Origin of the sequence: Streptomyces sp. NPDC002779, from assembly GCF_042888685.1 — a bacterium.
Taxonomy (GTDB): Bacteria; Actinomycetota; Actinomycetes; order Streptomycetales; family Streptomycetaceae; genus Streptomyces.
The window spans coordinates 24968-45140 of record NZ_JBIAQC010000008.1 but is presented as its reverse complement, the minus strand read 5'-3'; the positions used below and the strand labels follow the sequence as shown (position 1 = coordinate 45140).

Genomic DNA, 20173 nt, shown 5'->3' with positions numbered 1-20173 from the left:
CCCGAATGCCCCCGCCCTCCGCAGCTCAACTCGTCTCGATCACCTTCCGGGCCGGCCTCTGACCCTGAAGAGCCTTCGCCCGCATCATCACGCAGTCGAACTCCACCACCCGCCCGGTGGCCGCCTCGCGGGTCACCGGGTACATGCCGGTGATCTCGAAGCCGCCGTCCTCGTACGCGGCGACGGACTCGCTCATCGGCGGGCTGCCCTCGTACAGGCGCAGCATGGCGACCTCCGACTGCAGGCCCACGAAGTCGGCGATCCGTTCCCCGGCACCGGCGTACACCTCCAGGTCGTAGCCCTGGGTGTCCATCTTCAGGAAGGGCCGCGGCTCCTCGATGCCGTCGAGGGCCTCGTCGAGTACGGCGTCCAGGCGCCGGATGCGGATCTGTTCGGTGCGGGTGGTGTGGAAGCGCTTGTAGCGGTCGCGGCCGTAATCGCTCGCCGGGAGAAGGGAGTTCATGGTGTTCCAGCCGACGTGGATCTCGGCCGTGGTGTCCTCGCGGCCCAGGGCGCAGTGGTGCACCTGCCAACGGGGGTCGTGTTCGGCGGCCTTGCTCAGCTTGGCGAAGGCCTCCGCGGTCGGTTCGAAGGACACGATCCGGCCCCGGTAGCCGTGCTTGCGCAGCCTCTTGGCGTACTGGCCGTGGTTGGCGCCCACGTCCAGCACGCAGTTCACGCCGTACAGCTCGAACATCGCGGTGACGTGCTGGGTGCACAGGTATTCGGCCGCCGCCATCTGCAGCTTGCGCTCGTCCGCCGCGGACGTCTCGCCGAGGACGAGCCGGGCCCCGCTCTCGCCCAGCGGGACGGTGGTCCAGGCGCCGGGGGCACCGCGGAGGACCATCCAGGCGTCCGTGCCGACGGATCTCACCGTGTACCGGCCGCGCCGGGAGACCAGCGCGGTCCCCGGGGCCAGGTCCGTCACCCGCACGCCGAGGCGGGGCATCAGCCGGAGCAGTCTGCGGTAAAGGGTCTGCATCCGCCCACCCTGGCAGAGTTGACCGGAATCGGTCCCCTGTTTGAACGCTTTACAACGGGCGGGTGGCGTTCCGGAGTTGGTGATACGGCCCGGCCTGAGCGGTCGCCGGCGGCCGGCTGCGCGAGACGATCCGGACCCCGCTCGCCTCGACGAGCCGGACCTGGAGCGAACCGCAGCCGCACCGGGTCCACACCGTGCGGCCCGCCGCGGTGTCGTGCCGGGAGACCACCTGGAAGGGCTCGGCGGCGTCGGGCCGGCCGCAGTGCGGGCAGGCGGTGCCGGTCGTGCTGGTCATGGCAACTCCTCGTAAGCCGTGGTCGGTTCACTGACCAGCGTGCGGCCCCGGGATCATGTACGTCCAGGTTGACTTTCTGCACGACACCTTGAAGCGTGGGCTTCATGATCGACCTGCGCCGACTGCACGTCCTGAGGGCCGTCGCCCACTACGGCACGGTCACCGCGGCCGCCCGGGCCCTGCACTTCACCCCGTCCGCGGCCTCCCAGCAGATCCGGCAGCTCGCCCGCGACCTGGGCGTCGACCTGCTGGAACCACAGGGGCGCGGGGTACGGCTCACCCCCGCCGCGGAGAGCCTGCTCGCCCATGCCGACGCCATCCAGGCCCGCTGGGAGGAGGCCGAACTCGAGCTGCGCGCGGAGGACGGCGCCCCCGCCGGGCCCGTACGCGTGGGCGGTTTCCCGGTCGCCGTGTCGGTGCTCCTCGCGCCCATGGCCGTACGGCTGCGGGAGCGGCACCCCAAGCTGCGCGTGCTGATCCAGGAGACCGCGGTGACCGAGAGCTTCGACCTGCTCTTCGAGGGGGCGCTGGACCTGGCCGTGGTCCAGGCGACGCCGTACAACCCGCCGCTCGGCGACGCCCGTTTCGACCAGCAACCCCTGCTCGACGACCCCTACGACCTGGTGGTGCCCGAGGATCACCCGCTCGCCGGGCGTGCGGCCATCGAGCTCGCCGAGGCCGCGCACGAGGACTGGATCGCGCCGGTGCCGGAGAACCCGTGCCGCACCCATGTGATCTCGGCGTGCCAGGAGGCCGGATTCACCCCCGGCGTGGTCCATCACGCGCAGGACTGGATCGCCACCGCCCATCTGGTGGCCCACGGGCTCGGGGTCGCGCTGATCCCGCGCCTTGCTCAGCTGACCCCGCATCTGCCGGTCACGCGGCTGCGCTGCGTCGGCGATCCGCACCGCAAGCTGCTCAGCGCCACCCGCAGCGGCTGCCGGACCCGGCCCGCGGTCGCCGCCGCGCTGGAGGAGCTGCGGGAGCTGTCGGCCACCGTGGCGGGCTGACATGCCGAAGCGGGGCGGGAACCGTCACGTTCCCGCCCCGCTCGGGGGAGGTGTCTCAGGCGGCGGCCGTCTCGCCGGCGTACTCGTGCACGCGGGTGATGACCTCGGTCAGCTGCGCGGCGATCTCGGTGTCGTCGGCCGGGTGGGTCTCGGCGAAGCGGGTGAGGGAGCCGGGGATGGACAGCTTGACGTCCTCCAGCACCTTGCCGCCGGCGATGCCCACGGCCTTGCGGGTCTCGTCCTGCGCCCACACACCGCCGTACTGGCCGAAGGCGGTGCCGACCACGGCGACCGGCTTGCCGCCGAAGGCGCCGGCGCCGTAGGGGCGGGACAGCCAGTCGATGGCGTTCTTCAGGACGGCCGGAATCGAGCCGTTGTACTCGGGGGAGAACAGCAGGAACGCGTCGGCGGCCTGCGCGGCCGCACGCAGCTTGGCGGCGGGCGGCGGGACGCTGCCCTCGACGTCGATGTCCTCGTTGTAGAACGGGATCTCGGCCAGGCCCTCGAAGAGCTCGACCTCGGCGCCCTCGGGCGCGAGCCGCACGGCCGCCTCGGCGAGCTGGCGGTTGTGCGAACCGGCGCGAAGGCTGCCGACGAGCGCGAGGATGCGAACAGACATGCGAACTCCAGGTGTGAAACAGCGACGGGAAAGCAAGCGGACCGGGGTCCGTTTAGTTTCTAGCATCCTAAGCGGACCGCGGTCCAGTTTCATTCCCGATGCTTTACGCTGGCTTCATGTCCGCCTCCCTGCCGCCCTTCCCGCTGCCCCAGGAGCCCCTCGGCGAGCCGGAACTGCTCCAGCTGGGCTCCCCGGAGGACGAGCCCTGCCTGCGCGCCGACGCCGCCCGCAACCGCGCCCGGCTGCTGGAGGCCGCCGCGCGGCTGGTGGCACAGCACGGCGCGGCCGGGGTCACCATGGAGGCGGTGGCCGCGGCGGCCCAGGTCGGCAAGGGGACGGTGTTCCGCCGCTTCGGCGACCGCACCGGCCTGCTCACCGCCCTGCTCGACCACTCCGAGAAGAACTTCCAGGCCGCGGTCATCTCCGGCCCCCCGCCCCTGGGCCCCGGCGCGCCGCCCCTGGAGCGGCTCAGGGCGTTCGGCCTCGCCCTGCTGCGCCGCTGCGTCGACCAGCTGGAGCTCCAGCTCGCCGCCGAGGCAGACCCCCAGCGCCGCTACGACATCGCCCCCCGCCGCTTCCTGCGCGGCCATGTCCTGATCCTGCTGCGCCAGACAGTCCCCGACGCGGACTGCGAACTGCTCGCCCTGACCCTGATGGCGTATCTCGATCCCCCGATGGTGCACTACCGCAGCAAGGTCCGCGGGATGTCGCAGGAGCGCGTCGAGGCGGGCTGGCTGGATCTCGTCGACCGCCTCACGAGGGCCGCCCCGCCCTGCTGACGGCGTGACAGCCCCGCTCGGACGTCTCTTCACAGCTTCTGCAAAGATGCCGTACGTCATGGTGCAGATACCGAATACGTCCGCGTCCGCGTCTCCCGCACCGCGCTCGGTTCCCACGAGCGCCGATGTGGCCCGCCTGGCCGGCGTCTCGCGCGCGACCGTCTCCTACGTCCTCAACAACACCAGTGCCGTACGGATCAGCGAGCCCACCCGGCGCCGGGTGCACGAGGCCGCGAAGGAGCTGGGCTACGTCCCGCACGCGGCCGCCCGCAGCCTGCGCGCCGGGCACAGCCGGATGGTCCTGATGCCCGCCCCGGCCTTCCCGGTCGGCCCCCTGTACAGCCAGTTCATCAGCGACCTCCAGTCCGCCCTCGGCCGCCTCGACTACACCGTCGTGCAGTACGGCAGCGTCGGCCTGCATGGCGACGAGGCCGCCCGCGCCTGGGCGGAGCTGCGTCCCGTAGCCGTCCTGGTGCCGGGCTCCGGGCTCGGCCCGCAGGGCGTGACGGTCCTCAAGCGCTCCGGCGCCCGGGCCGTGGTCACCATCGGCCCCGAGTGCGTCGAGGGCGCCCACACCCTCCAGATGGACCACTCGGCGGTCGGCCACAGCGCGGGGCGCCACCTCTACGAACGCGGTCGGCGCCGGATCGGCGTCGTGGTGCCCGCCGCGCCCGGCCTCGAGGCGTTCTCCGGGCCCCGCCTCGCCGGTGTGCGGCGCGCCCTGACCGGCACCGACGCCACGGTGACGGAGCTGCCCCTCGGCTACGACGAACAGGCCGCCGCCCTTCTCGCCGCGCGCTGGCGCGAGCTCGGCCTGGACGCCGTGTTCGCCTACAACGACGAGTACGCGATGCTGCTGATGAGGGCCCTGCAGGACGAGGGCGTGGCGGTGCCCGGGGACACGGCCGTCATCGGCGCCGACGACCTGATGCTCGGCAGGCTGCTGAGGCCCAGACTGAGTACCGTCCATATCGAGCTGCCGTCCGGCCGCGACCTCGCCGAACTGGTCGACCGCGCGGTGCGCGACCCCGCCGCAGCGCCCGAGACGCACAAGGTACTGGGGGCATCGGTGGTGCACCGCGACTCCAGCTGACGCACGGGAGGCAGTCCATGCGCACGACCGTCGGCATCATCGGCGGTGGCCCCGCCGGGCTGCTCCTCGCCCGTCTGCTGCACCGCGCCGGCGTCGACTGCGTCGTCCTGGAGAGCAGAACCCGTCAGTACGTCGAGCAGCGCCAGCGCGCGGGCATGCTGGAGCAGGGCACCGTCGACACCCTGGGGGAGGCGGGCGCCGCCGACCGCCTGCGGGCCGAGGGCATGGTCCACCGGGGCATCGAGCTGCGCTTCGAGCGGGAACGGCACCACATCGACTTCCCGTCCCTCACCGGCGGCCGTACCGTCACCATCTACGCCCAGACCGAGATCGTGCGGGATCTCATCGCCCTCCACCTGGCCGACGGGCCCCCGCTGTTGTTCGAGGCCCGCGCCACGGCCGTCGAGGGCGCACAGAGCGAGCGGCCCGTCGTGCGGTACCTGCGCGCGGGCCGACAACAGACGCTGACCTGCGACTGGGTCGTCGGCTGCGACGGCTTCCACGGGGTGTCGCGGGAGGCCGTACCCGCCGCCGTGAGCCGGGCGTACGCCCACGACCACCCGTATGCCTGGCTCGGGATCCTCGCCGAAGTGCCGCCCTCCTGCGAGGAGTTGATCTACGCCCGGGGCGAGCGCGGCTTCGCCCTGCACAGCATGCGCTCGCCGTCCGTCTCCCGGCTGTACCTCCAGGTGCCGGTCGGCACCGACCCGCGGGACTGGCCCGACGGCCGGATCTGGGACGAACTCTCCGCGCGCTTCGCCATCGACGGCGACTGGACCCTGGAGCGTGGGCCCATCACCGCGAAGTCCGTGACACCGATGCGCAGTTACGTCCACGAGCCGATGCGGCACGGGCGGCTGCTGCTGGCCGGGGACGCCGCCCACATCGTCCCGCCGACCGGCGCCAAGGGCCTCAACCTCGCCGTCTCCGACGTCCGCGTGCTGAGCCGCGCGCTCGCCGCCTGGCGTTCCACAGGCGAGACACAACTGCTCGACAGATACTCGGAAGTGTGTCTCGCACGCGTGTGGCAGGCGACGCGTTTCTCGTACGACATGACTAAGATGTTGCACGCTCAACCAGACGGGGATGCGTTCGATCAGCGGATGCAGCTCGCACGTCTGCGCCGGATCACCGCATCCCGCCACGCGGCCGCCGAGCTGGCGGCGAACTACACGGGACTCCCGCTCCCCGAGTGAGTCCCGCGGTGACCGAACGGAGAGCCGTCATGTCGTTGCTCGACCCCAAGTCCTGGCAGCCCCGCCCCCTCGCGGGCCCCGAGCACACCGTCACCGAGCCCGCCACCGGCGACGCGCTCGGCACGGTCACGCTCGCCGCCGCCGAGGACGTCGCACCGGCCGCCGAGGCCGCCCGCGCGGCACAGGCCGAGTGGGCGCGGCTGCCGCACTTCGTGCGCGCCGGGGTCCTGCGCAAGGCGGGGGACCTGTTCGCCGCGCACGCCGACGAGCTGCGCGAATGGCTGGTGCGCGAGTCCGGCTCCATCCCCGGCAAGGCCGACTTCGAGCTGCACGTCGCCGCCCAGGAGTGCTACGAGGCCGCCGCCCTGGCCTCCCGCCCGGCCGGGCACGTCCTGCCCAGCGAGGTGCCCCGGCTGTCCTACACCCGCCGGGTCCCGGTCGGCGTGGTGGGCGTGATCGCCCCGTTCAACGCTCCGCTGATCCTCTCCATCCGCTCCGTGGCCCCCGCTCTCGCCCTCGGCAACGCGGTCGTCCTCAAGCCGGACCCGCGCACCGCCGTCTGCGGCGGCCTGGCCCTCGCCGCGCTCTTCGCCGAGGCGGGCCTGCCCGAGAACCTGCTGCACGTGCTGCCCGGCGGCGCGGAGACCGGAGCGGCCCTGGTCGCCGACCCGCGGGTGCCGGTGATCTCCTTCACCGGCTCCACCGCGGCGGGCCGGGCCGTCGGCGAGGCCGCCGGGCGCCATCTCAAGCGCGCGCATCTGGAGCTGGGCGGCAACTCCGCCCTGATCGTGCTGGAGGACGCCGACCTGGACGCGGTGATCTCCACCGCCGCCTGGGGTTCCTTCTTCCACCAGGGTCAGATCTGCATGACGACCGGGCGCCACCTGGTCCACCGGTCGCTGTACCAGGAGTACGTCGAGCGGCTGGCCGCCAAGGCCGACTCGCTCGCCGTCGGCGACCCATACCGCGACCAGGTCCATCTCGGCCCGCTGATCGACCGCCACCAGCTCGCCAAGGTGCACGGTCTGGTCGAGGCCAGCGCCGCGCGCGGCGCCAGGCTCGCCGCGGGCGGCACGCACGAGTCGCTGTTCTACCGGCCGACGGTTCTCGCCGACGCGGCCGACGACACCCCCGCCTACGCGGAGGAGGTCTTCGGACCCGTCGCGCCCGTACGGTCCTTCAGCACCGCCGACGAGGCCGCCGCCCTCGCGGCGGACGGACCCTACGGCCTCTCCCTGGGCATCGTCACCAGGGACGCGGCCCGCGGCCTGGACCTCGCCGAGCGCATCCCGACCGGCATCGTGCACATCAACGACCAGACCGTCAACGACGAGGCGGTCGCGCCCTTCGGCGGTACGGCGGCCTCCGGCACCGGCGCGCGGTTCGGCGGCGAGGCCAATCTGGACGCCTTCACCGACGTGCGCTGGACGACGGTACGCGGCGACGTGGCGCCGTACCCCTTCTAGGACCGGAAGCTACTGGCCGTCCTGCTGGGGCTGCGCCTGCCCTGACTGCGCCTGCTCGGCCTTCGCCTGCTGGGCGGCCACGGACTTGCGGACCTCGTCCATGTCGAGCGCGCGGGCCTGCCCGATGACGTCCGTCAGGGCGGCCTCGGGCAGCGCGCCCGGCTGCGCGAACACGGCGACCTGGTCCCGGACGATCATCAGCGTCGGGATGGACTGGATACCGAAGGCCGCGGCCAGCTCCGGCTGCGCCTCGGTGTCCACCTTGCCGAACACCAGATCGGGGTTCTCCTCCGCGGCCTTCTCATAGACCGGGGCGAACTGCCGGCACGGGCCGCACCAGGCCGCCCAGAAGTCGATCAGGACGAACTCGTTGTCCGTGACCGTCTGGTCGAAGTTCTCCTTGGTGAGTTCCACGGTGCTGCTCATGGCGTGCTCCCTCTTCCTGGTGTCGGGCGAAGCCGTCGGCACAACACGGCCGGACCGGCGGGTATTCCGTGCGCGGACAGGCACGCATCGGCGCACGTACCCATGTGGCCATGGCGCACACCACCCACCAGACTGACCCCATGACGGAAACGGAATCCATCGCGTACGACGTCGTGGTGCTCGGGGCCGGGCCCGTGGGGGAGAACGTGGCCGACCGCACCCGCGCGGCCGGTCTGTCCACCGCGGTCGTGGAGAGCGAGCTGGTCGGCGGCGAGTGCTCGTACTGGGCCTGCATGCCCAGCAAGGCCCTGCTGCGCCCGGTCATCGCCCAGGCCGACGCCCGCCGCCTGCCCGGCCTGAGCGCCGCCGTGCAGGGCCCCCTCGACACCTCGGAGGTGACGGACCGGCGGGACGGCTTCACCTCCCACTGGACGGACGACGGCCAGGTCGGCTGGCTGGAGTCCATCGGCGCCGACCTCCACCGCGGCCACGGCCGTATCACCGGGACCCGCACGGTCACCGTGACCGGATCCGACGGCACCGAACGCGTCCTGACCGCCCGGCACGCGGTCGCCGTCTGCACCGGCACCCGCGCCGTCCTGCCCGACCTGCCCGGACTCGCCGACGTGAAGCCCTGGACCAGCCGGGAGGCCACCAGCGCCAAGCTGGCCCCCGCACGCCTGGTCGTGGTGGGCGGGGGAGTGGTCGCCACCGAAATGGCCTGCGCCTGGCAGGGCCTCGGCTCGCGGGTCACCCTGCTGGTCCGGGGCAAGGGCCTGCTGCCCCGGATGGAGCCGTTCGCCGGTGAACTGATCGCCGAGGCGCTCACCGAGGCGGGCGCCGACGTCCGCACCGGCACCTCGGTGCGGTCCGTGACCCGCGAGAACGGCACCGTCGTGGTCGTCACCGACGGCGGCGACCGGATCGAGGCCGACGAGATCCTCTTCGCCACCGGCCGCGCCCCGCACACCGACGACATCGGCCTGGACTCCATCGGCATCGACCCCGGCTCCTGGCTGCCCGTCGACGACAGCCTGCGCGTCACCGGCAGCGACTGGCTCTACGCCGTCGGCGACGTCAACCAGCGCGCGCTGCTGACCCACCAGGGCAAGTACCAGGCCCGGATCGCGGGCGCCGCGATCGCCGCCCGCGCCTCGGGGGTGCCGCTGCTGGAGACGGACCCGTGGGGAGCCCACGCGGCCACCGCCGACCACGCGGCCGTCCCCCAGGTCGTCTTCACCGACCCCGAGGCAGCCGCCGTGGGCCTGTCCCTGGCGGAGGCCGAGCAGGCGGGCCACCGGGTCCGCGCGGTCGACTACGACCTCGCCAACGTTTCCGGCGCCTCGCTCTACGGCGACGGCTACCGGGGCCGCGCCCGCATGATCGTCGACCTGGAACGCGAGATCGTCCTCGGCGTCACCTTCGTCGGCCCCGGCGTCGGCGAACTCATCCACTCGGCGACCGTCGCGGTCGCGGGCGAGGTGCCGATCAGCAGGCTGTGGCACGCGGTCCCGTCGTACCCGACGATCAGCGAGGTGTGGCTCAGGCTGCTGGAGACGTACCGGGACAGCTGAGCTCAGGCAGGCAGGTCGAACCCGAGCGCCGCGGCGGCCCTGGCCGGGGTCGGCTGGGCCCAGCGGTCGGCCATCGCCTGGTTCGACGACAGCGAGCGCGGTTCGGCCCGGTCGAGGTAGAGGGTTCCGTCGAGGTGGTCCGTCTCGTGCTGCACGATCCGGGCGGGCCACCCGGTGAACACCTCGTCCAGCGCGCGGCCGTGCTCGTCCGCACCGGTCAGGCGTACCTCGGCGGCCCTCGCCACCACCGCCTGCCAGCCCGGCACGCTCAGACAGCCCTCGAAGAAGGCGGCCCGGGCCGGGCCCACGGGTTCGTACGACGGGTTCACCAGCACGCGGAACGGCTGGGGCACCCGGCCCCGGGCCAGGCGTACCTCCTCCGGCACCGGCGCCGGGTCCTCCAGCACGGCGATCCGCAAGGGGACGCCGACCTGCGGTGCCGCCAGGCCCACGCCCGGTGCCGCGTGCATGGTCAGACGCAGGGCCTCGATGAACCGGGCCAGCAGCGCGGGGCCCAACTGGCCGTCGTAGCGCTCGGTTTCCCGCCGCAGCACCGGATCACCCGCGGCGACGATCGGCAACGGGCCCCCTGTGGACAGGAGTTGTTCGACCTGCTCGGCCAAGGACGCGTGGGCGTGGGGTGATGCCATCGGGCCAGGATGCCATGAGCCCGACCTGTGTGACCCAAGTCACTTTCCTCGCCGGGAACTCCGGGGTCGTGCGCCCCGACTACTGGACCGCTACCGCACATCAAGCGTCCCCAGTCCCCGGAGAGGCACCCGCCGATGTCCACCGCTCCCCCGACCTCCCCCACGTCCGGCTCCGCTCCAGCGGGGGGACCCCGACCAACCGACGGCGACCCGGCGCCGGCCCGCCGCACCTGGGCGCCCCTGCGCCCGCTGATCCTGCGGCTGCACTTCTACGCCGGAGTGCTCATCGCCCCGTTCCTGCTCCTCGCCGCCGCGACCGGCTTTCTCTACGCCGCCTCCTTCCCGGCCGAGAAGATCGTGTACGCGCATGAGCTGACCGTCCCCGTCGGCGACGAGAAGCTGCCGGTCTCCGAGCAGGTCGCCGCCGCCCGCAAGGCCCACCCCGAGGGCGCGGTCGCGGCCGTACGCCCCTCGCCGGAGGACGACGCGACCACCAGGGTGATGCTGTCCGGCGTCGAGGGCGTCGACGCGGACTACACCCTCGCCGTCTTCGTCGACCCCTACACCGCCGAGGTCCGCGGTTCGCTCGAACAGTACGGCTCGACGGGCGCCCTGCCGCTGCGGACCTGGATCGACGAGTTCCACCGCGATCTGCGGCTGGGGGAGACCGGCAGGCTGTACAGCGAACTCGCCGCGAGCTGGCTGTGGGTGGTCGCCCTCGGCGGTCTGGTGCTGTGGTTCTCCCGGCGCCGGGCCCGCCGCAAGCTGCGCGGCACCACCGGCCGCCGCCGCACCCTGGGCCTGCACGGCACGGTCGGCGCCTGGGCCGCCGCCGGCTTCCTGTTCCTGTCGGCGACCGGTCTGACCTGGTCGCAGTACACCGGCGCCAACATCGACGAACTGCGCACCTCCCTCGGCGGGGCCACCCCGTCGATCTCTGCGGGTGCGGGGGGTGAGCACTCCGGCCACGGAGCCTCGGCCGCCGCCGGGGACGCCGCGCACGGCGTCGGCCTCGACAAGGTGCTCGCGGCGGCCCGCGCCAAGGGACTCGGCGACCCGGTCGAGATCGTGCCGCCCGCGGACGCGGAATCGGCGTACGTGGTCAAGCAGATCCAGCGCAGCTGGCCCACCAAGCAGGACTCCGTCGCCGTCGACCCCGCCAGCGGCCAGGTCACCGACGAACTGCGGTTCGCCGACTACCCGGTGCTCGCCAAGCTGACCCGCTGGGGCATCGACCTGCACACCGGCGTGCTGTTCGGACTGGTCAGCCAGATCGCCCTGATGCTGCTCGCGCTCTCGCTCATCGTGCTGATTCTCTGGGGCTACCGGATGTGGTGGCAGCGCGGCCGGGGCTCCGCCTTCGGCCGGCCGGTCCCGCGCGGTGCCTGGCAGCAGGTGCCGCCGCAGATCCTGGTGCCGCTGGCGGTCGTGGTCGCGGTGATCGGATATTTCGTCCCGCTGCTGGGGATCTCGCTGCTGGCCTTCCTCGCCGTCGACATCGTGCTCGGCGAGATCGCCCACCGGCGCGGGCGGGCGGCTACTCGCTGAGCGCCGCCAGCTCGGCATCGGCCCGCTCGGTGATGAGGGTGAGCACCCGGCCCGCGACGGCCAGGTCTTCCTTCGGTATGTCGGCGTAGACGCGGGCGGTGATGGGGGCGGTCTCGGCGGAGGTGGTGTCGAACCGCTCCCGCCCGGCGTCCGTGAGCCGCACGCGGGACGCCCCGTCGGGAGCGAGCAGTCCGGCGGCGAGCAGCTCGTCGAGCACGCCGTGCGCGTCCGCCGCGTCGATCTTCAGCGAGCCGACGAGGCCGTCGACGAGGTGCTCGCGCTCGGTCGGCCCGTCGGCGACGGCGGCGAGCCGGAGGGTGACGGACTGCTGGAAGGTCATGCCGTGGCGGGCCAGGACGCGTTCGAGAACCGCGCGGGCGGCGTAGTGGGCGAGCGCGATGACGCGGGGGTCGACGAGGGGAGTGGTGGTGGTCATGACTGCTCCTCGGTGATTGCGGTGCTGTTCCTGGGATCGGCTGGGTTCTCGCTGAACGGATCGAGTGGTGTGTCGAGCAGGGTGGCCAGGTCGGCGGTGAACTCCCGGGCCCGGGGGCTGGCGAGGCCGCCGAGCGGTTCCAGCAGCTGCTGGAGGAGACGGTGGACGACCTGGATCGCCTTCCGGGTGACCTCCCTGCCCTCTTCGGTGAGGGCGAGCTGCACGGCGCGTGGGTCCTGCGGGTCGCGGGTGCGCTCCAGCAGGCCCGCGGACTCCAGGGCGCGGGCGAGCTTGGAGACATAGAGCGGTTCGAGTCCGGTGTGGTCGGCCAGGCGCCGCTGGCTGGGACGCAGTCCGGTGCGGTGCATGCCGTACAGCGAGGCCACCAGGGCGTACTGGGCGTGGGTCAGCCCCAGGGGGGCCACCCCGCGGTCGACCGCGACCCGCCACTTCATCGACAGACGCCAGACCAGGAAGCCGGGCGTAGCGCCCGCGGATGCCGTACTCATGACCGATACAGTACATGGCTACTATATCCATGGCTACTAATTTGAGCGCGGGGCGTGAACCGCCGGAGTCGGCCTGACGCGGTGGCCCCGGCGCGGCTAGTTTGGGCGACATGAGCAATCTTGATCGCGAGGCAGTGCCCTCGGTGTGCGGCGGCCGCGGCTTCGTCGTGGCGGAGCCCGTGCGGGAACTCCTCAGCCCGCGCCGGGTCCGGCTCGGCGAGTCCTCCGAGGTGCGCCGACTGCTGCCCAACCTGGGCCGCCGCATGGTGGGCGCGTGGTGCTTCGTCGATCACTACGGCCCTGACGACATCGCCGACGAGCCCGGTATGCAGGTCCCTCCGCACCCGCACATGGGCCTGCAGACGGTGAGCTGGCTGCACGAGGGCGAGGTGCTGCACCGCGACTCCACCGGCAGCCTCCAGACGATCCGCCCCCGCGAGCTGGGCCTGATGACCTCGGGCCGGGCCATCAGCCACTCCGAGGAGAGCCCGAGGTCGCACGCCCGCTTTCTGCACGGCGCGCAGCTGTGGGTCGCCCTGCCCGACAGTGACCGGTACACCCAGCCGCGCTTCGAGCACCACTCCGAGCTGCCCGTCGTCACGGCGCCCGGGATCACCGCCACCCTGATCCTCGGCGACCTGGACGGCGCGCGCTCACCCGGAACGACGTACACGCCCCTCGTCGGCGCCGACCTGGCACTCGCCCGCGGCGCGGACGTACGCCTGCCGCTGGAGCCGGACTTCGAGTACGCCGTGCTGTCCATGTCCGGGGAGGCCCAGGTCGACGGGGTGCCGGTGCTGCCGGGCTCGATGCTCTACCTCGGCTGCGGCCGCACCGAACTCCCGCTGCGCGCCGAGTCGGAGGCGGGCCTGATGCTCCTGGGCGGCGAGCCGTTCGAGGAGGAACTGATCATGTTCTGGAACTGGATCGGACGGTCCCAGGAGGAGATCGAGCAGGCGCGGCAGGACTGGATGGAAGGGAACCGGTTCGGAGAGGTCAAGGGGTACGACGGTGCTCCGCTGCCCGCCCCTGAGCTGCCGGTGACACCGCTGAAGCCGCGCGGACGGGTGCGCTGACCTGCGGTACGGAGATCAGCCGGCTCCGACGCTCAGCCCGTCGACCCGGGACTCGAGCCAGACCGGCAGATCCAGCAGCCGGACGCCCTCCTGCTCGTCGGGGTCCGTCCGCGCCACTAGGCACACCATGTCCTCGGCGCCGCTGTTCACCGGCAGGTGGGGGTGTCGGCGGGAATGTGGATGTAGTCGCCCGCGCGCAGCACCACATGCTCGGTCAGGTCCTCCCCGTGCCACACCTCGACCTGGCCGGACTGGATGAAGATGGCCGACTCGTGACCCTCGTGCAGGTGAGGGCGGCCCCGTGTCCCGGCGGGCATCACGAGCCGGTGGAGACAAAGCCGCTCGGATCCGGCGGACTGCGCGCTGATGCCCACCCCGAACGTGCCGCCCTGCAGTCCCTCGTACCGGCCCGCGCGGACCACCGTGCACCGCTTCTGATCTGTCATGGGCGGCAGTACAACAGCCCATTTGCGGCGTTCGAGCGGTTTCGGGCATCTCTGCCGGTTGGTCCTGTGGCAAGCGTCGGTCTCGCCGCAGCCATTCACGGGCTGGAGCGAGGCCGACGGTCGATGAGTCCGGTGCGGTCGGTCAGATGCGGTACAGGTGGAGGGTGACCGACCCGTCGTCGCCCGAGATGGTGTATTCACCAGGGCCCTCGAACGGCACGCAACCGGCGGCGAGTTGGTCGTCGATGTTGATGCCGGTGTCGTCCTCGTCCACGAAGGCGCACACCTCCAGGACGAGGTGGTCGACGAACCTCATCTCGTAGGGAGCGGAGTCCGGATAGCGAGGCAGGGTCGGGGTGTTGATGCCGACGTCCGGGTGCTCCCACAGAGTGGTCTGCTGGGGCCAGGGTGCCTGGAGGTAGACCCTGCCGTAGGGCTCGGGCAGGTTGTTGTCGTCGCGTTCCTGGGGGTTGGAGAAGTCGATCGAGTACACGACGGGCCCGGGCTCCGCCTGCGCGGAGGTGGCCGCGCCGCCGAGCAGCAGCAGGACTGTCGAGGCGACGGCCGCCAGTCGGCCCAAGGTGTTGAAACGCATCCCTCTCTCCTTTCACTTGCTGTAGTCGTCCGACTACACAAAGGAAGATAGAGGGAGGGTGGCTGCCTCCCGTCGGGAGCGTTGGCTAAACCACACAGCAGACTGACGCGGAGGCTCAACTCGCGCTCCGTGCGCGCCGGGACCGGTTCCCCAGCGCTGCGTGCCGTGCCCGACGCAGGCCCCCTGGCGACGGGTCACCAGCTGGTGAGCCAGTGCTGGAGCGCAGGGTCGTCGAGGGTCGGGACGTAGGCGTGTACGTGTGGGCTTTCGGCCAGGGCGCCCACGCCGAGCACGGTCATCCCGGCTGCCACGGCCGCCTGGGCGCCGACGGGGGAGTCCTCGACCGCCACGGACCTGTCGGGCCGTACGCCGAGGGCGGCGCAGGCCGCGAGGTAGCAGTCGGGGTGGGGCTTGGGGGCGGGGACGTCGTCTCCCGAGACGGTGATGTGCAGCAGGTCGGACAAGCCGCCCTGTCTGAGGGAGCTGTCCAGCAGGGGGCGGGGGCCGTTGCTGGCCACCGCGACCGGCACCGCGGCGGCGACCTGACGTACCAGCTCGACGGCACCGGGCATCGGCCGGGCCCCCGCCGTGACCGCGGACAGGAGTTCCTCGGTCAGCTCGTGGGCCAGCTGTACGGCGCAGCCGCCGACGAGACGGGACAGCACCTCACCGCCGGGGCCGACGGCCAGACCGATCAGGGCGTCGCGCGCGGCGACGTCGTAGACGCGCCCGCGGCGGGTGAGGACGGCACTGCGCGCCGCGTCGGCGCAGGGCTCGGTGTCCATGAGGGTGCCGTCGCAGTCGAAGACCACGGCGGCGGGCGGGGCGAGCCGGTGCAGTGCCGAAAGATCGGCTGCCTGTGTCGTCATGTGCGGTCCTTCAGTGCTTCACGTACAGCTCGACGGGGTTGAACCCGGCCGGCTCGGGGAGGCGTGGCGGAACGTGCCGGAATCCCGCCGCGCCCAGAGTGGCGCGCACGGCGGCGCCGTCGATGTACTTGTCGTGGACTTCCAGGACGATCCGGTCGACCTGCTCCATCCACGGCTGGACCGTCGCGAACACGTCGGCCTCACTGCCCTCGATGTCGACCTTGAGCAGGTCGACATGGTCGATGCCGTGCTTGGCGAGGAGCTCGCCCACGGTGATGGCGGGTACCCGCACGCTCGGGCGGGCCAGTACGTTCTCCAGCCGGTAGGGGCGGGTGCGCCGCAGGTCGGCCACGGCGGGCACGGCCGTACAGGTGTCCCAGAAGCCACTGACCGTGAACTCCAAGGGTTCGGCGGTGGCGGCCACCGCGGCGGGCTCGATCCTCCAGTCGAGGCCGGACAGGGCCGCGTTGCCACGCAGGACGCGGAGGTTCTCGGGAATCGGTTCTACGGTGAGCAGGGTGCGGGGGCTGTAGCGGGCGGTGAAGTAGGAGGCGGCCAGGCCGGTGTTGCCGCCGAGGTCGACGATGGTGTCCAGGGTGTCGATGTCCTCGGCCAGCCGGTAGTGGGCGCCCAGTTCGTAGAACCTCTTCAGGAAGACCTGCCACAGGATGAGCAGGTCGCTCTGGTTCTTGCGGATCCGCACCCGGGCCGGCCGCCGTGGGGTGGCCAGTTGCAGGCACACCGGTTCGTCGGCGTCCAGCGGACGTCCCGCCGCGCCCAGGAACCGGCGGGCCATCCAGTACGGTGCGGTCGCCTTGCTCGTCCCCTGGCCGCGGCGCAGGGCGAGGGCCATGTCCCTGCCGCAGCCGACCGTCTCACGCAGCAGTACGCGTGCGAGGCCGATGCTCAGCGCGCGGTCGGCGTCCGTGCGCAGGTATGCAAGTCCCATGGGGTGCCTTCTTGTTGATCGGTACGCGGCTCGGCCGGTACGCGGACGTGCGGGGGACACAGCGACCGGAGCGTGGGGCATGAGACCCCGCGGGTCGACGAGCCGGTCACACGGCGGTGTAGCCGCCGTCGACGAAGACCACTTGGCCGGTCATGAAGGCGGATGCCTCGCTGGCGAGGAAGACCAGCGCCGGGGCGATCTCCTCGGGGAGCGCGCAGCGTTGCTGCGGGACGTCGTCGATCCACCGGCGGCGAAACCGCGGGTCGTCGACGGCGGCCATCTGGGTGCGCACATAGCCCGGGGCGAGTGCGTTGACCCGGATGCCGACGGGGGCCCACTCCACGGCGAGGGAGCGGGTGAGCTGGTGCACCGCCGCCTTCGAGGCGTCGTAGGCGGCCTGGGCCTGGGGGCGCAGGGCCACCTGCCCCGCGATCGAGCCGATGTTGACGATGCAGCCCCCGGAGCGGGCCGCCATGTGCCGGGCGGCGGTGGTGGCACACCACCACACGGCATCGACGTTGAGGGCGAACACCGCCCGCCACGCGGCGTCGTCGGCGTCCAGCGACGGGGTGTGCACGCAGACGCCGGCGTTGTTCACCAGGACATCGATCGCCCCGAACTCCTCGGCCACTTCGTCCAGGACCTGCCGCAGGTCTTCCTTCTTGGTCAGGTCGACTTCCCGGTGCGTCCCGCGGACGCCTCGTTCCTGTACCTCCCGGACCACGTCGGCATTGCGGTGGCCGTCGCGGGCCAGCACGGCGACGTCCGCCCCGGCATCGGCCAGGGCGAGCGCGAAGGCCCGCCCCAGCCCGCGGTTGCCGCCGGTCACCACCGCCGCCTTGCCCGTCAGTCGGAACCGCTCCATCACCGGGGTGACGGCTGGTCGGTCTCCTGCTGCCTGGTCCACCGCACCTCTCAAGGGCCGCTGTCGTGTCATACATGGACAAACCGGGCCAAGACTAGAGAGTGATGGCCGTACGACCGGTTCGACACGACGCCGATGAACGCAATCATGATCACGGCGACAGTGACGGGCTGCTCCAGGGGTCGGTGCAGAGGTATGGGTGCGACTGCCCCCGGCCCAGGCTGACGGGGAGCCCAGCGCGCCGACGGACGCGCGTCTGGTGCTGACAGCCGTCCCGCAGACGCCCGCCGCCGGCCTCCGGCCTCCGGAACCGCTGTAGTGCGGAGCGGCTCTGTTCGGGGGCAGGCACACCGCACTTGCCCCCAACGTCCGCGGCTCAGGCGGTCAATTGAGATCCGGCAGGAGAGCTGTTCTACGTGCGACTGCGACGGTTCGGGGAGGTCAAGGGGTACGGCGGTGTTCCGCTGCCTGTCCCTGAGTTGCCGGTGCCACCGCTGACGCCGCGCGGGCGGGTGCGCTGAGGAGCCACGCCGGTCGCCACCAATTCGCCCGCCCCGCCAGCTGCATGGCCGCCGGCACCAGGAGTGCGCGGACCAGCGTCGCATCCAGCAGGACCGTCAACGCCAAACCGGCACCCAGCATCTGCAGCGAGGTGATGCGGGACATCGCCAAGGCACTCATCGTCGTCACCACCACCAAGGAGGAGGCACTGATGAGACGCCCCGTACTGGCCATTCCATGCACGATCGAGGAGCGGACGTTTCCCGTCGATCGGTACTGTTCCTCGATCCGCGCCAGCAGAAAGATCTCGTAGTCGACGGAGAGGCCGAGGGCGAGGCAGATCATCAGCAGGAGCATGCTGATCTCCAGCTGCCCGGTGAGGGGGACCAGGCATCCCACGCCGGCGCTGAGGCTGAGAACGGCCAGGGCAACCGCCTTGACGGACACGAGCAGGCCTCCGGTGAACGACATGACCACCAGGAGTGCACTGACCCCGGCCAGGAGTGCGGCGAGAGGAAGACGTCGGGACAGCTCCATCTTGGTGTCCACGGTGCGCGCGGTAGCTCCTCCGACCACCCGCGGCGCAAAGGCGGGCAGCGCGCGAATTCGTTCCAACACCCGCTCGGAACTCGACGCTTGCGCATCCGTGGGAACGCGGACATTCAGCAGCGTCACACCGTCACCGGCGAACGCCTGATGGGCCCGAGTCGCAGGGGCGACTAGGTTGCCGTCACGGTAGGAACCGGTACTTGAGTCCACCCGGGCGACACCGTTGACTTCTGACAGCTGACGAGCGTAACGGTCCACCCCCGCCGTCACCTGAGCAGACTGCGGATCAGCCACGCTGAGCACGACGGGGATCTTGGTCCCGACAGCCTCCGGGAACTCCCCGCGCACTCGCTCAGCGGTCTGGCGCACCAGCGTGGACGCGGGCAGGACGCGTTCGTCGGCAATGCCGAACTGGGCCCTGTCCAAAGGCATAGCGCACATCAGCAGGAGCATTGTCGCGCAAGCGCCGACCAGCACTGGGCGCTTCGTCGCCTTGTTTCCCAGCCATGCCCACGCTCTGCTGTAACCGGGAACGGCCGGGCCCTTTGTCGGCCTGACGGAGAATTCTCGCCCCGGGCGCAATCGGCGTACCCGATCGAACAACCACCGGTCGAGCCGAGAAGCGGGAAGCAAACTGAATCGCAGCAGCACTGGATAGATCAGGACCGTGGTCAATGCGGAAAACACCACAACCGCGATGCCACCGGTCGCCAGTGAACGCAAGAACGGCACGGGAAAGATCAGTAGCGCTGCCATGCAGGCCACCACCGTGGCGGCGGAGAACAGCACAGCGCGTCCGGCCGAACGGACCGAGCGGGCGACGGCTTCTCCCACCTCCGTCCCGCCCGCCATCTCCTCGCGGCACCGCATCATGACCAGGAGGCCGTAGTCCACCGACAAGCCGAATCCGAGGGCCGCTGCGACATTCACGGCGAACACGGAGACCGGCATGACCGACGTCAGCGCGCCGAGCACTCCCAGCGTCGCCGAGACCGAGACGACTCCGATCGCCATCGGCAGCAATGCCAAGGCCGCCGAGCGCAGGGTCACCATGAGGATGAGCAGCACCACCGGTGCGGCGAGGAGCTCGGCGGTGCGCAAGTCCTCTCTGCTCAGCCGGACCGCCTCCGCGCTGCTCCACACGGGTCCAGCCGCGGCTACGGCGACTTCCCCTCGCTTTCCCGCGAGCCCCGGAACAATTCGCTCCGCCGTCTTGACGGCCTCGGCCCCCGTTGTTGTCAGTTCGACACCGATCAGGGCTTTCCGCTCGTCACGGGACAGCAATGCGGGATCAGCCGTGTCCCAATAGCTCCATACTCGTGCCACTCCCGGCTGATCGGCCGCCGAACGGGCAAGAGCGCGGCCGGTCGCGGCCACCTCTCCGTGCTTCATCGAAGTCGGGCCGGATACCAGGAAAAGCAAGTCGGCGGCGGGCTCGTCGAACTGTTCCTTGACCACACGGTCAGCTCGCTCGGATTCGGTCCCGGTGGCGGTGAATCCGGACGGGGTCAACCGGGCAAAACATCCGATCATCGCTGGTAGCAGAGCCAACCCCAGCACCGTGACCACCAAGAGAACCCGCCACGGATGCCTGAGAATCCAATTGACCGAGAGCATGAGGGCGACTGTATCCGGATTCCTCCGCCGGATGTCAGCCCGTCTCCGAAACGGGTCCGGAGGTGCATGGTAAACAGGTCGTATCGAATGGTCGACGCGCCCTGCGCGTCATCGCCGAACCCG

21 protein-coding genes are annotated in these 20173 nt (G+C 71.5%); 8 read left to right on the top strand and 13 right to left on the bottom strand.

Annotated features, from left to right (window positions below):
* Window positions 1–25: 25 nt before the first annotated feature.
* Together ACFYW5_RS22870 and ACFYW5_RS22865 are read right to left on the bottom strand one after the other, a co-directional pair.
* Window positions 26–982 (bottom strand): FkbM family methyltransferase, encoded by a 957-nt coding sequence (locus ACFYW5_RS22870; RefSeq protein WP_389418907.1) that lies wholly within the window; start codon window positions 980–982, stop codon window positions 26–28.
* A 49-nt stretch (window positions 983–1031) separates the two neighbouring features.
* On the bottom strand, window positions 1032–1277 hold the full coding sequence (locus ACFYW5_RS22865; protein ID WP_389418906.1) for a hypothetical protein: 246 nt from the start codon (window positions 1275–1277) through the stop codon (window positions 1032–1034).
* A gap of 104 nt (window positions 1278–1381) precedes the next feature.
* Here ACFYW5_RS22865 and ACFYW5_RS22860 point away from each other — a divergent pair, with 104 nt between their 5' ends.
* On the top strand, window positions 1382–2287 hold the full coding sequence (locus tag ACFYW5_RS22860) for a LysR family transcriptional regulator (protein WP_389418905.1): 906 nt from the start codon (window positions 1382–1384) through the stop codon (window positions 2285–2287).
* Between the two features lie 55 nt (window positions 2288–2342).
* Here the strand turns inward: ACFYW5_RS22860 and ACFYW5_RS22855 are convergent, their stop codons facing one another.
* Window positions 2343–2906: an NAD(P)H-dependent oxidoreductase gene (locus ACFYW5_RS22855; protein ID WP_389418904.1), complete on the bottom strand. Its 564-nt coding sequence runs from the start codon at window positions 2904–2906 to the stop codon at window positions 2343–2345.
* A 98-nt stretch (window positions 2907–3004) separates the two neighbouring features.
* Between ACFYW5_RS22855 and ACFYW5_RS22850 the strand changes: the two genes are divergently transcribed.
* The 4 genes from ACFYW5_RS22850 to ACFYW5_RS22835 are packed head-to-tail and all read left to right on the top strand — an operon-like array spanning window position 3005 to window position 7440.
* Window positions 3005–3685 (top strand): TetR/AcrR family transcriptional regulator, encoded by a 681-nt coding sequence (locus ACFYW5_RS22850; protein WP_389418903.1) that lies wholly within the window; start codon window positions 3005–3007, stop codon window positions 3683–3685.
* A gap of 46 nt (window positions 3686–3731) precedes the next feature.
* Entirely contained in the window at window positions 3732–4778 is a 1047-nt protein-coding gene (locus tag ACFYW5_RS22845) for a LacI family DNA-binding transcriptional regulator (protein WP_389418902.1), read from the top strand.
* Between the two features lie 17 nt (window positions 4779–4795).
* On the top strand, window positions 4796–5974 hold the full coding sequence (locus ACFYW5_RS22840; protein WP_389418901.1) for a 4-hydroxybenzoate 3-monooxygenase: 1179 nt from the start codon (window positions 4796–4798) through the stop codon (window positions 5972–5974).
* A 29-nt stretch (window positions 5975–6003) separates the two neighbouring features.
* On the top strand, window positions 6004–7440 hold the full coding sequence (locus tag ACFYW5_RS22835) for an aldehyde dehydrogenase family protein (protein ID WP_389418900.1): 1437 nt from the start codon (window positions 6004–6006) through the stop codon (window positions 7438–7440).
* Between the two features lie 9 nt (window positions 7441–7449).
* On the opposite strand, the gene trxA is transcribed toward ACFYW5_RS22835, so the two are convergent.
* Window positions 7450–7866, bottom strand: coding sequence for a thioredoxin (gene trxA / locus ACFYW5_RS22830; RefSeq protein WP_389418899.1), 417 nt, complete (start codon window positions 7864–7866; stop codon window positions 7450–7452).
* Window positions 7867–8006: 140 nt separating this feature from the next.
* Here trxA and ACFYW5_RS22825 point away from each other — a divergent pair, with 140 nt between their 5' ends.
* A complete protein-coding gene (locus ACFYW5_RS22825; protein ID WP_389418898.1) occupies window positions 8007–9440 on the top strand; it encodes a dihydrolipoyl dehydrogenase family protein in 1434 nt (477 codons plus the stop codon).
* A gap of 2 nt (window positions 9441–9442) precedes the next feature.
* On the opposite strand, the gene ACFYW5_RS22820 is transcribed toward ACFYW5_RS22825, so the two are convergent.
* Complete coding sequence (locus ACFYW5_RS22820; RefSeq protein ID WP_389418897.1) at window positions 9443–10090, bottom strand: peptide deformylase; 648 nt, start codon at window positions 10088–10090, stop codon at window positions 9443–9445.
* 135 nt (window positions 10091–10225) lie between these two features.
* Between ACFYW5_RS22820 and ACFYW5_RS22815 the strand changes: the two genes are divergently transcribed.
* Window positions 10226–11638, top strand: coding sequence for a PepSY-associated TM helix domain-containing protein (locus ACFYW5_RS22815; RefSeq protein WP_389418896.1), 1413 nt, complete (start codon window positions 10226–10228; stop codon window positions 11636–11638).
* On the opposite strand, the gene ACFYW5_RS22810 is transcribed toward ACFYW5_RS22815, so the two are convergent.
* Together ACFYW5_RS22810 and ACFYW5_RS22805 are read right to left on the bottom strand one after the other, a co-directional pair.
* Entirely contained in the window at window positions 11628–12074 is a 447-nt protein-coding gene (locus ACFYW5_RS22810; RefSeq protein ID WP_389418895.1) for a MarR family winged helix-turn-helix transcriptional regulator, read from the bottom strand. The genes ACFYW5_RS22815 and ACFYW5_RS22810 overlap by 11 nt on opposite strands.
* On the bottom strand, window positions 12071–12583 hold the full coding sequence (locus ACFYW5_RS22805; protein WP_389418894.1) for a MarR family winged helix-turn-helix transcriptional regulator: 513 nt from the start codon (window positions 12581–12583) through the stop codon (window positions 12071–12073). The genes ACFYW5_RS22810 and ACFYW5_RS22805 overlap by 4 nt, the downstream gene beginning before the upstream one ends.
* A 110-nt stretch (window positions 12584–12693) precedes the next feature.
* Between ACFYW5_RS22805 and ACFYW5_RS22800 the strand changes: the two genes are divergently transcribed.
* Window positions 12694–13659: a pirin family protein gene (locus ACFYW5_RS22800; RefSeq protein WP_389418893.1), complete on the top strand. Its 966-nt coding sequence runs from the start codon at window positions 12694–12696 to the stop codon at window positions 13657–13659.
* A 146-nt stretch (window positions 13660–13805) separates the two neighbouring features.
* Here the strand turns inward: ACFYW5_RS22800 and ACFYW5_RS22795 are convergent, their stop codons facing one another.
* The 6 genes from ACFYW5_RS22795 to ACFYW5_RS22770 all read right to left on the bottom strand — a co-directional run bounded on the left by ACFYW5_RS22795 (window position 13806) and on the right by ACFYW5_RS22770 (window position 20050).
* The gene (locus ACFYW5_RS22795) at window positions 13806–14105 is read right to left on the bottom strand and encodes a cupin domain-containing protein (protein ID WP_389418892.1); all 300 of its coding nucleotides are present in this window, start codon (window positions 14103–14105) and stop codon (window positions 13806–13808) included.
* A 142-nt stretch (window positions 14106–14247) separates the two neighbouring features.
* Window positions 14248–14700 (bottom strand): hypothetical protein, encoded by a 453-nt coding sequence (locus ACFYW5_RS22790; RefSeq protein ID WP_389418891.1) that lies wholly within the window; start codon window positions 14698–14700, stop codon window positions 14248–14250.
* A gap of 194 nt (window positions 14701–14894) precedes the next feature.
* Window positions 14895–15569 carry an HAD family hydrolase gene (locus tag ACFYW5_RS22785; RefSeq protein ID WP_389418890.1) on the bottom strand — a complete coding sequence of 225 codons (675 nt, stop codon included), beginning with the start codon at window positions 15567–15569 and terminating at the stop codon, window positions 14895–14897.
* Between the two features lie 10 nt (window positions 15570–15579).
* Window positions 15580–16518 (bottom strand): FkbM family methyltransferase, encoded by a 939-nt coding sequence (locus tag ACFYW5_RS22780; RefSeq protein WP_389418889.1) that lies wholly within the window; start codon window positions 16516–16518, stop codon window positions 15580–15582.
* 106 nt (window positions 16519–16624) lie between these two features.
* Window positions 16625–17425, bottom strand: coding sequence for an SDR family NAD(P)-dependent oxidoreductase (locus ACFYW5_RS22775; protein ID WP_389418888.1), 801 nt, complete (start codon window positions 17423–17425; stop codon window positions 16625–16627).
* Between the two features lie 399 nt (window positions 17426–17824).
* Window positions 17825–20050: an MMPL family transporter gene (locus ACFYW5_RS22770; protein ID WP_389418887.1), complete on the bottom strand. Its 2226-nt coding sequence runs from the start codon at window positions 20048–20050 to the stop codon at window positions 17825–17827.
* Window positions 20051–20173 lie beyond the last annotated feature (123 nt).

Coding starts and splice junctions, on each gene's coding strand:
- ACFYW5_RS22870 (WP_389418907.1), bottom strand. CDS start 982: ATGCAGACCCTTTACCGCAGACTGCTCCGGCTGATGCCCCGCCTCGGC.
- ACFYW5_RS22865 (WP_389418906.1), bottom strand. CDS start 1,277: ATGACCAGCACGACCGGCACCGCCTGCCCGCACTGCGGCCGGCCCGAC.
- ACFYW5_RS22860 (WP_389418905.1), top strand. CDS start 1,382: ATGATCGACCTGCGCCGACTGCACGTCCTGAGGGCCGTCGCCCACTAC.
- ACFYW5_RS22855 (WP_389418904.1), bottom strand. CDS start 2,906: ATGTCTGTTCGCATCCTCGCGCTCGTCGGCAGCCTTCGCGCCGGTTCG.
- ACFYW5_RS22850 (WP_389418903.1), top strand. CDS start 3,005: ATGCTTTACGCTGGCTTCATGTCCGCCTCCCTGCCGCCCTTCCCGCTG.
- ACFYW5_RS22845 (WP_389418902.1), top strand. CDS start 3,732: ATGCCGTACGTCATGGTGCAGATACCGAATACGTCCGCGTCCGCGTCT.
- ACFYW5_RS22840 (WP_389418901.1), top strand. CDS start 4,796: ATGCGCACGACCGTCGGCATCATCGGCGGTGGCCCCGCCGGGCTGCTC.
- ACFYW5_RS22835 (WP_389418900.1), top strand. CDS start 6,004: ATGTCGTTGCTCGACCCCAAGTCCTGGCAGCCCCGCCCCCTCGCGGGC.
- trxA (WP_389418899.1), bottom strand. CDS start 7,866: ATGAGCAGCACCGTGGAACTCACCAAGGAGAACTTCGACCAGACGGTC.
- ACFYW5_RS22825 (WP_389418898.1), top strand. CDS start 8,007: ATGACGGAAACGGAATCCATCGCGTACGACGTCGTGGTGCTCGGGGCC.
- ACFYW5_RS22820 (WP_389418897.1), bottom strand. CDS start 10,090: ATGGCATCACCCCACGCCCACGCGTCCTTGGCCGAGCAGGTCGAACAA.
- ACFYW5_RS22815 (WP_389418896.1), top strand. CDS start 10,226: ATGTCCACCGCTCCCCCGACCTCCCCCACGTCCGGCTCCGCTCCAGCG.
- ACFYW5_RS22810 (WP_389418895.1), bottom strand. CDS start 12,074: ATGACCACCACCACTCCCCTCGTCGACCCCCGCGTCATCGCGCTCGCC.
- ACFYW5_RS22805 (WP_389418894.1), bottom strand. CDS start 12,583: ATGAGTACGGCATCCGCGGGCGCTACGCCCGGCTTCCTGGTCTGGCGT.
- ACFYW5_RS22800 (WP_389418893.1), top strand. CDS start 12,694: ATGAGCAATCTTGATCGCGAGGCAGTGCCCTCGGTGTGCGGCGGCCGC.
- ACFYW5_RS22795 (WP_389418892.1), bottom strand. CDS start 14,105: ATGACAGATCAGAAGCGGTGCACGGTGGTCCGCGCGGGCCGGTACGAG.
- ACFYW5_RS22790 (WP_389418891.1), bottom strand. CDS start 14,700: ATGCGTTTCAACACCTTGGGCCGACTGGCGGCCGTCGCCTCGACAGTC.
- ACFYW5_RS22785 (WP_389418890.1), bottom strand. CDS start 15,569: ATGACGACACAGGCAGCCGATCTTTCGGCACTGCACCGGCTCGCCCCG.
- ACFYW5_RS22780 (WP_389418889.1), bottom strand. CDS start 16,518: ATGGGACTTGCATACCTGCGCACGGACGCCGACCGCGCGCTGAGCATC.
- ACFYW5_RS22770 (WP_389418887.1), bottom strand. CDS start 20,050: ATGCTCTCGGTCAATTGGATTCTCAGGCATCCGTGGCGGGTTCTCTTG.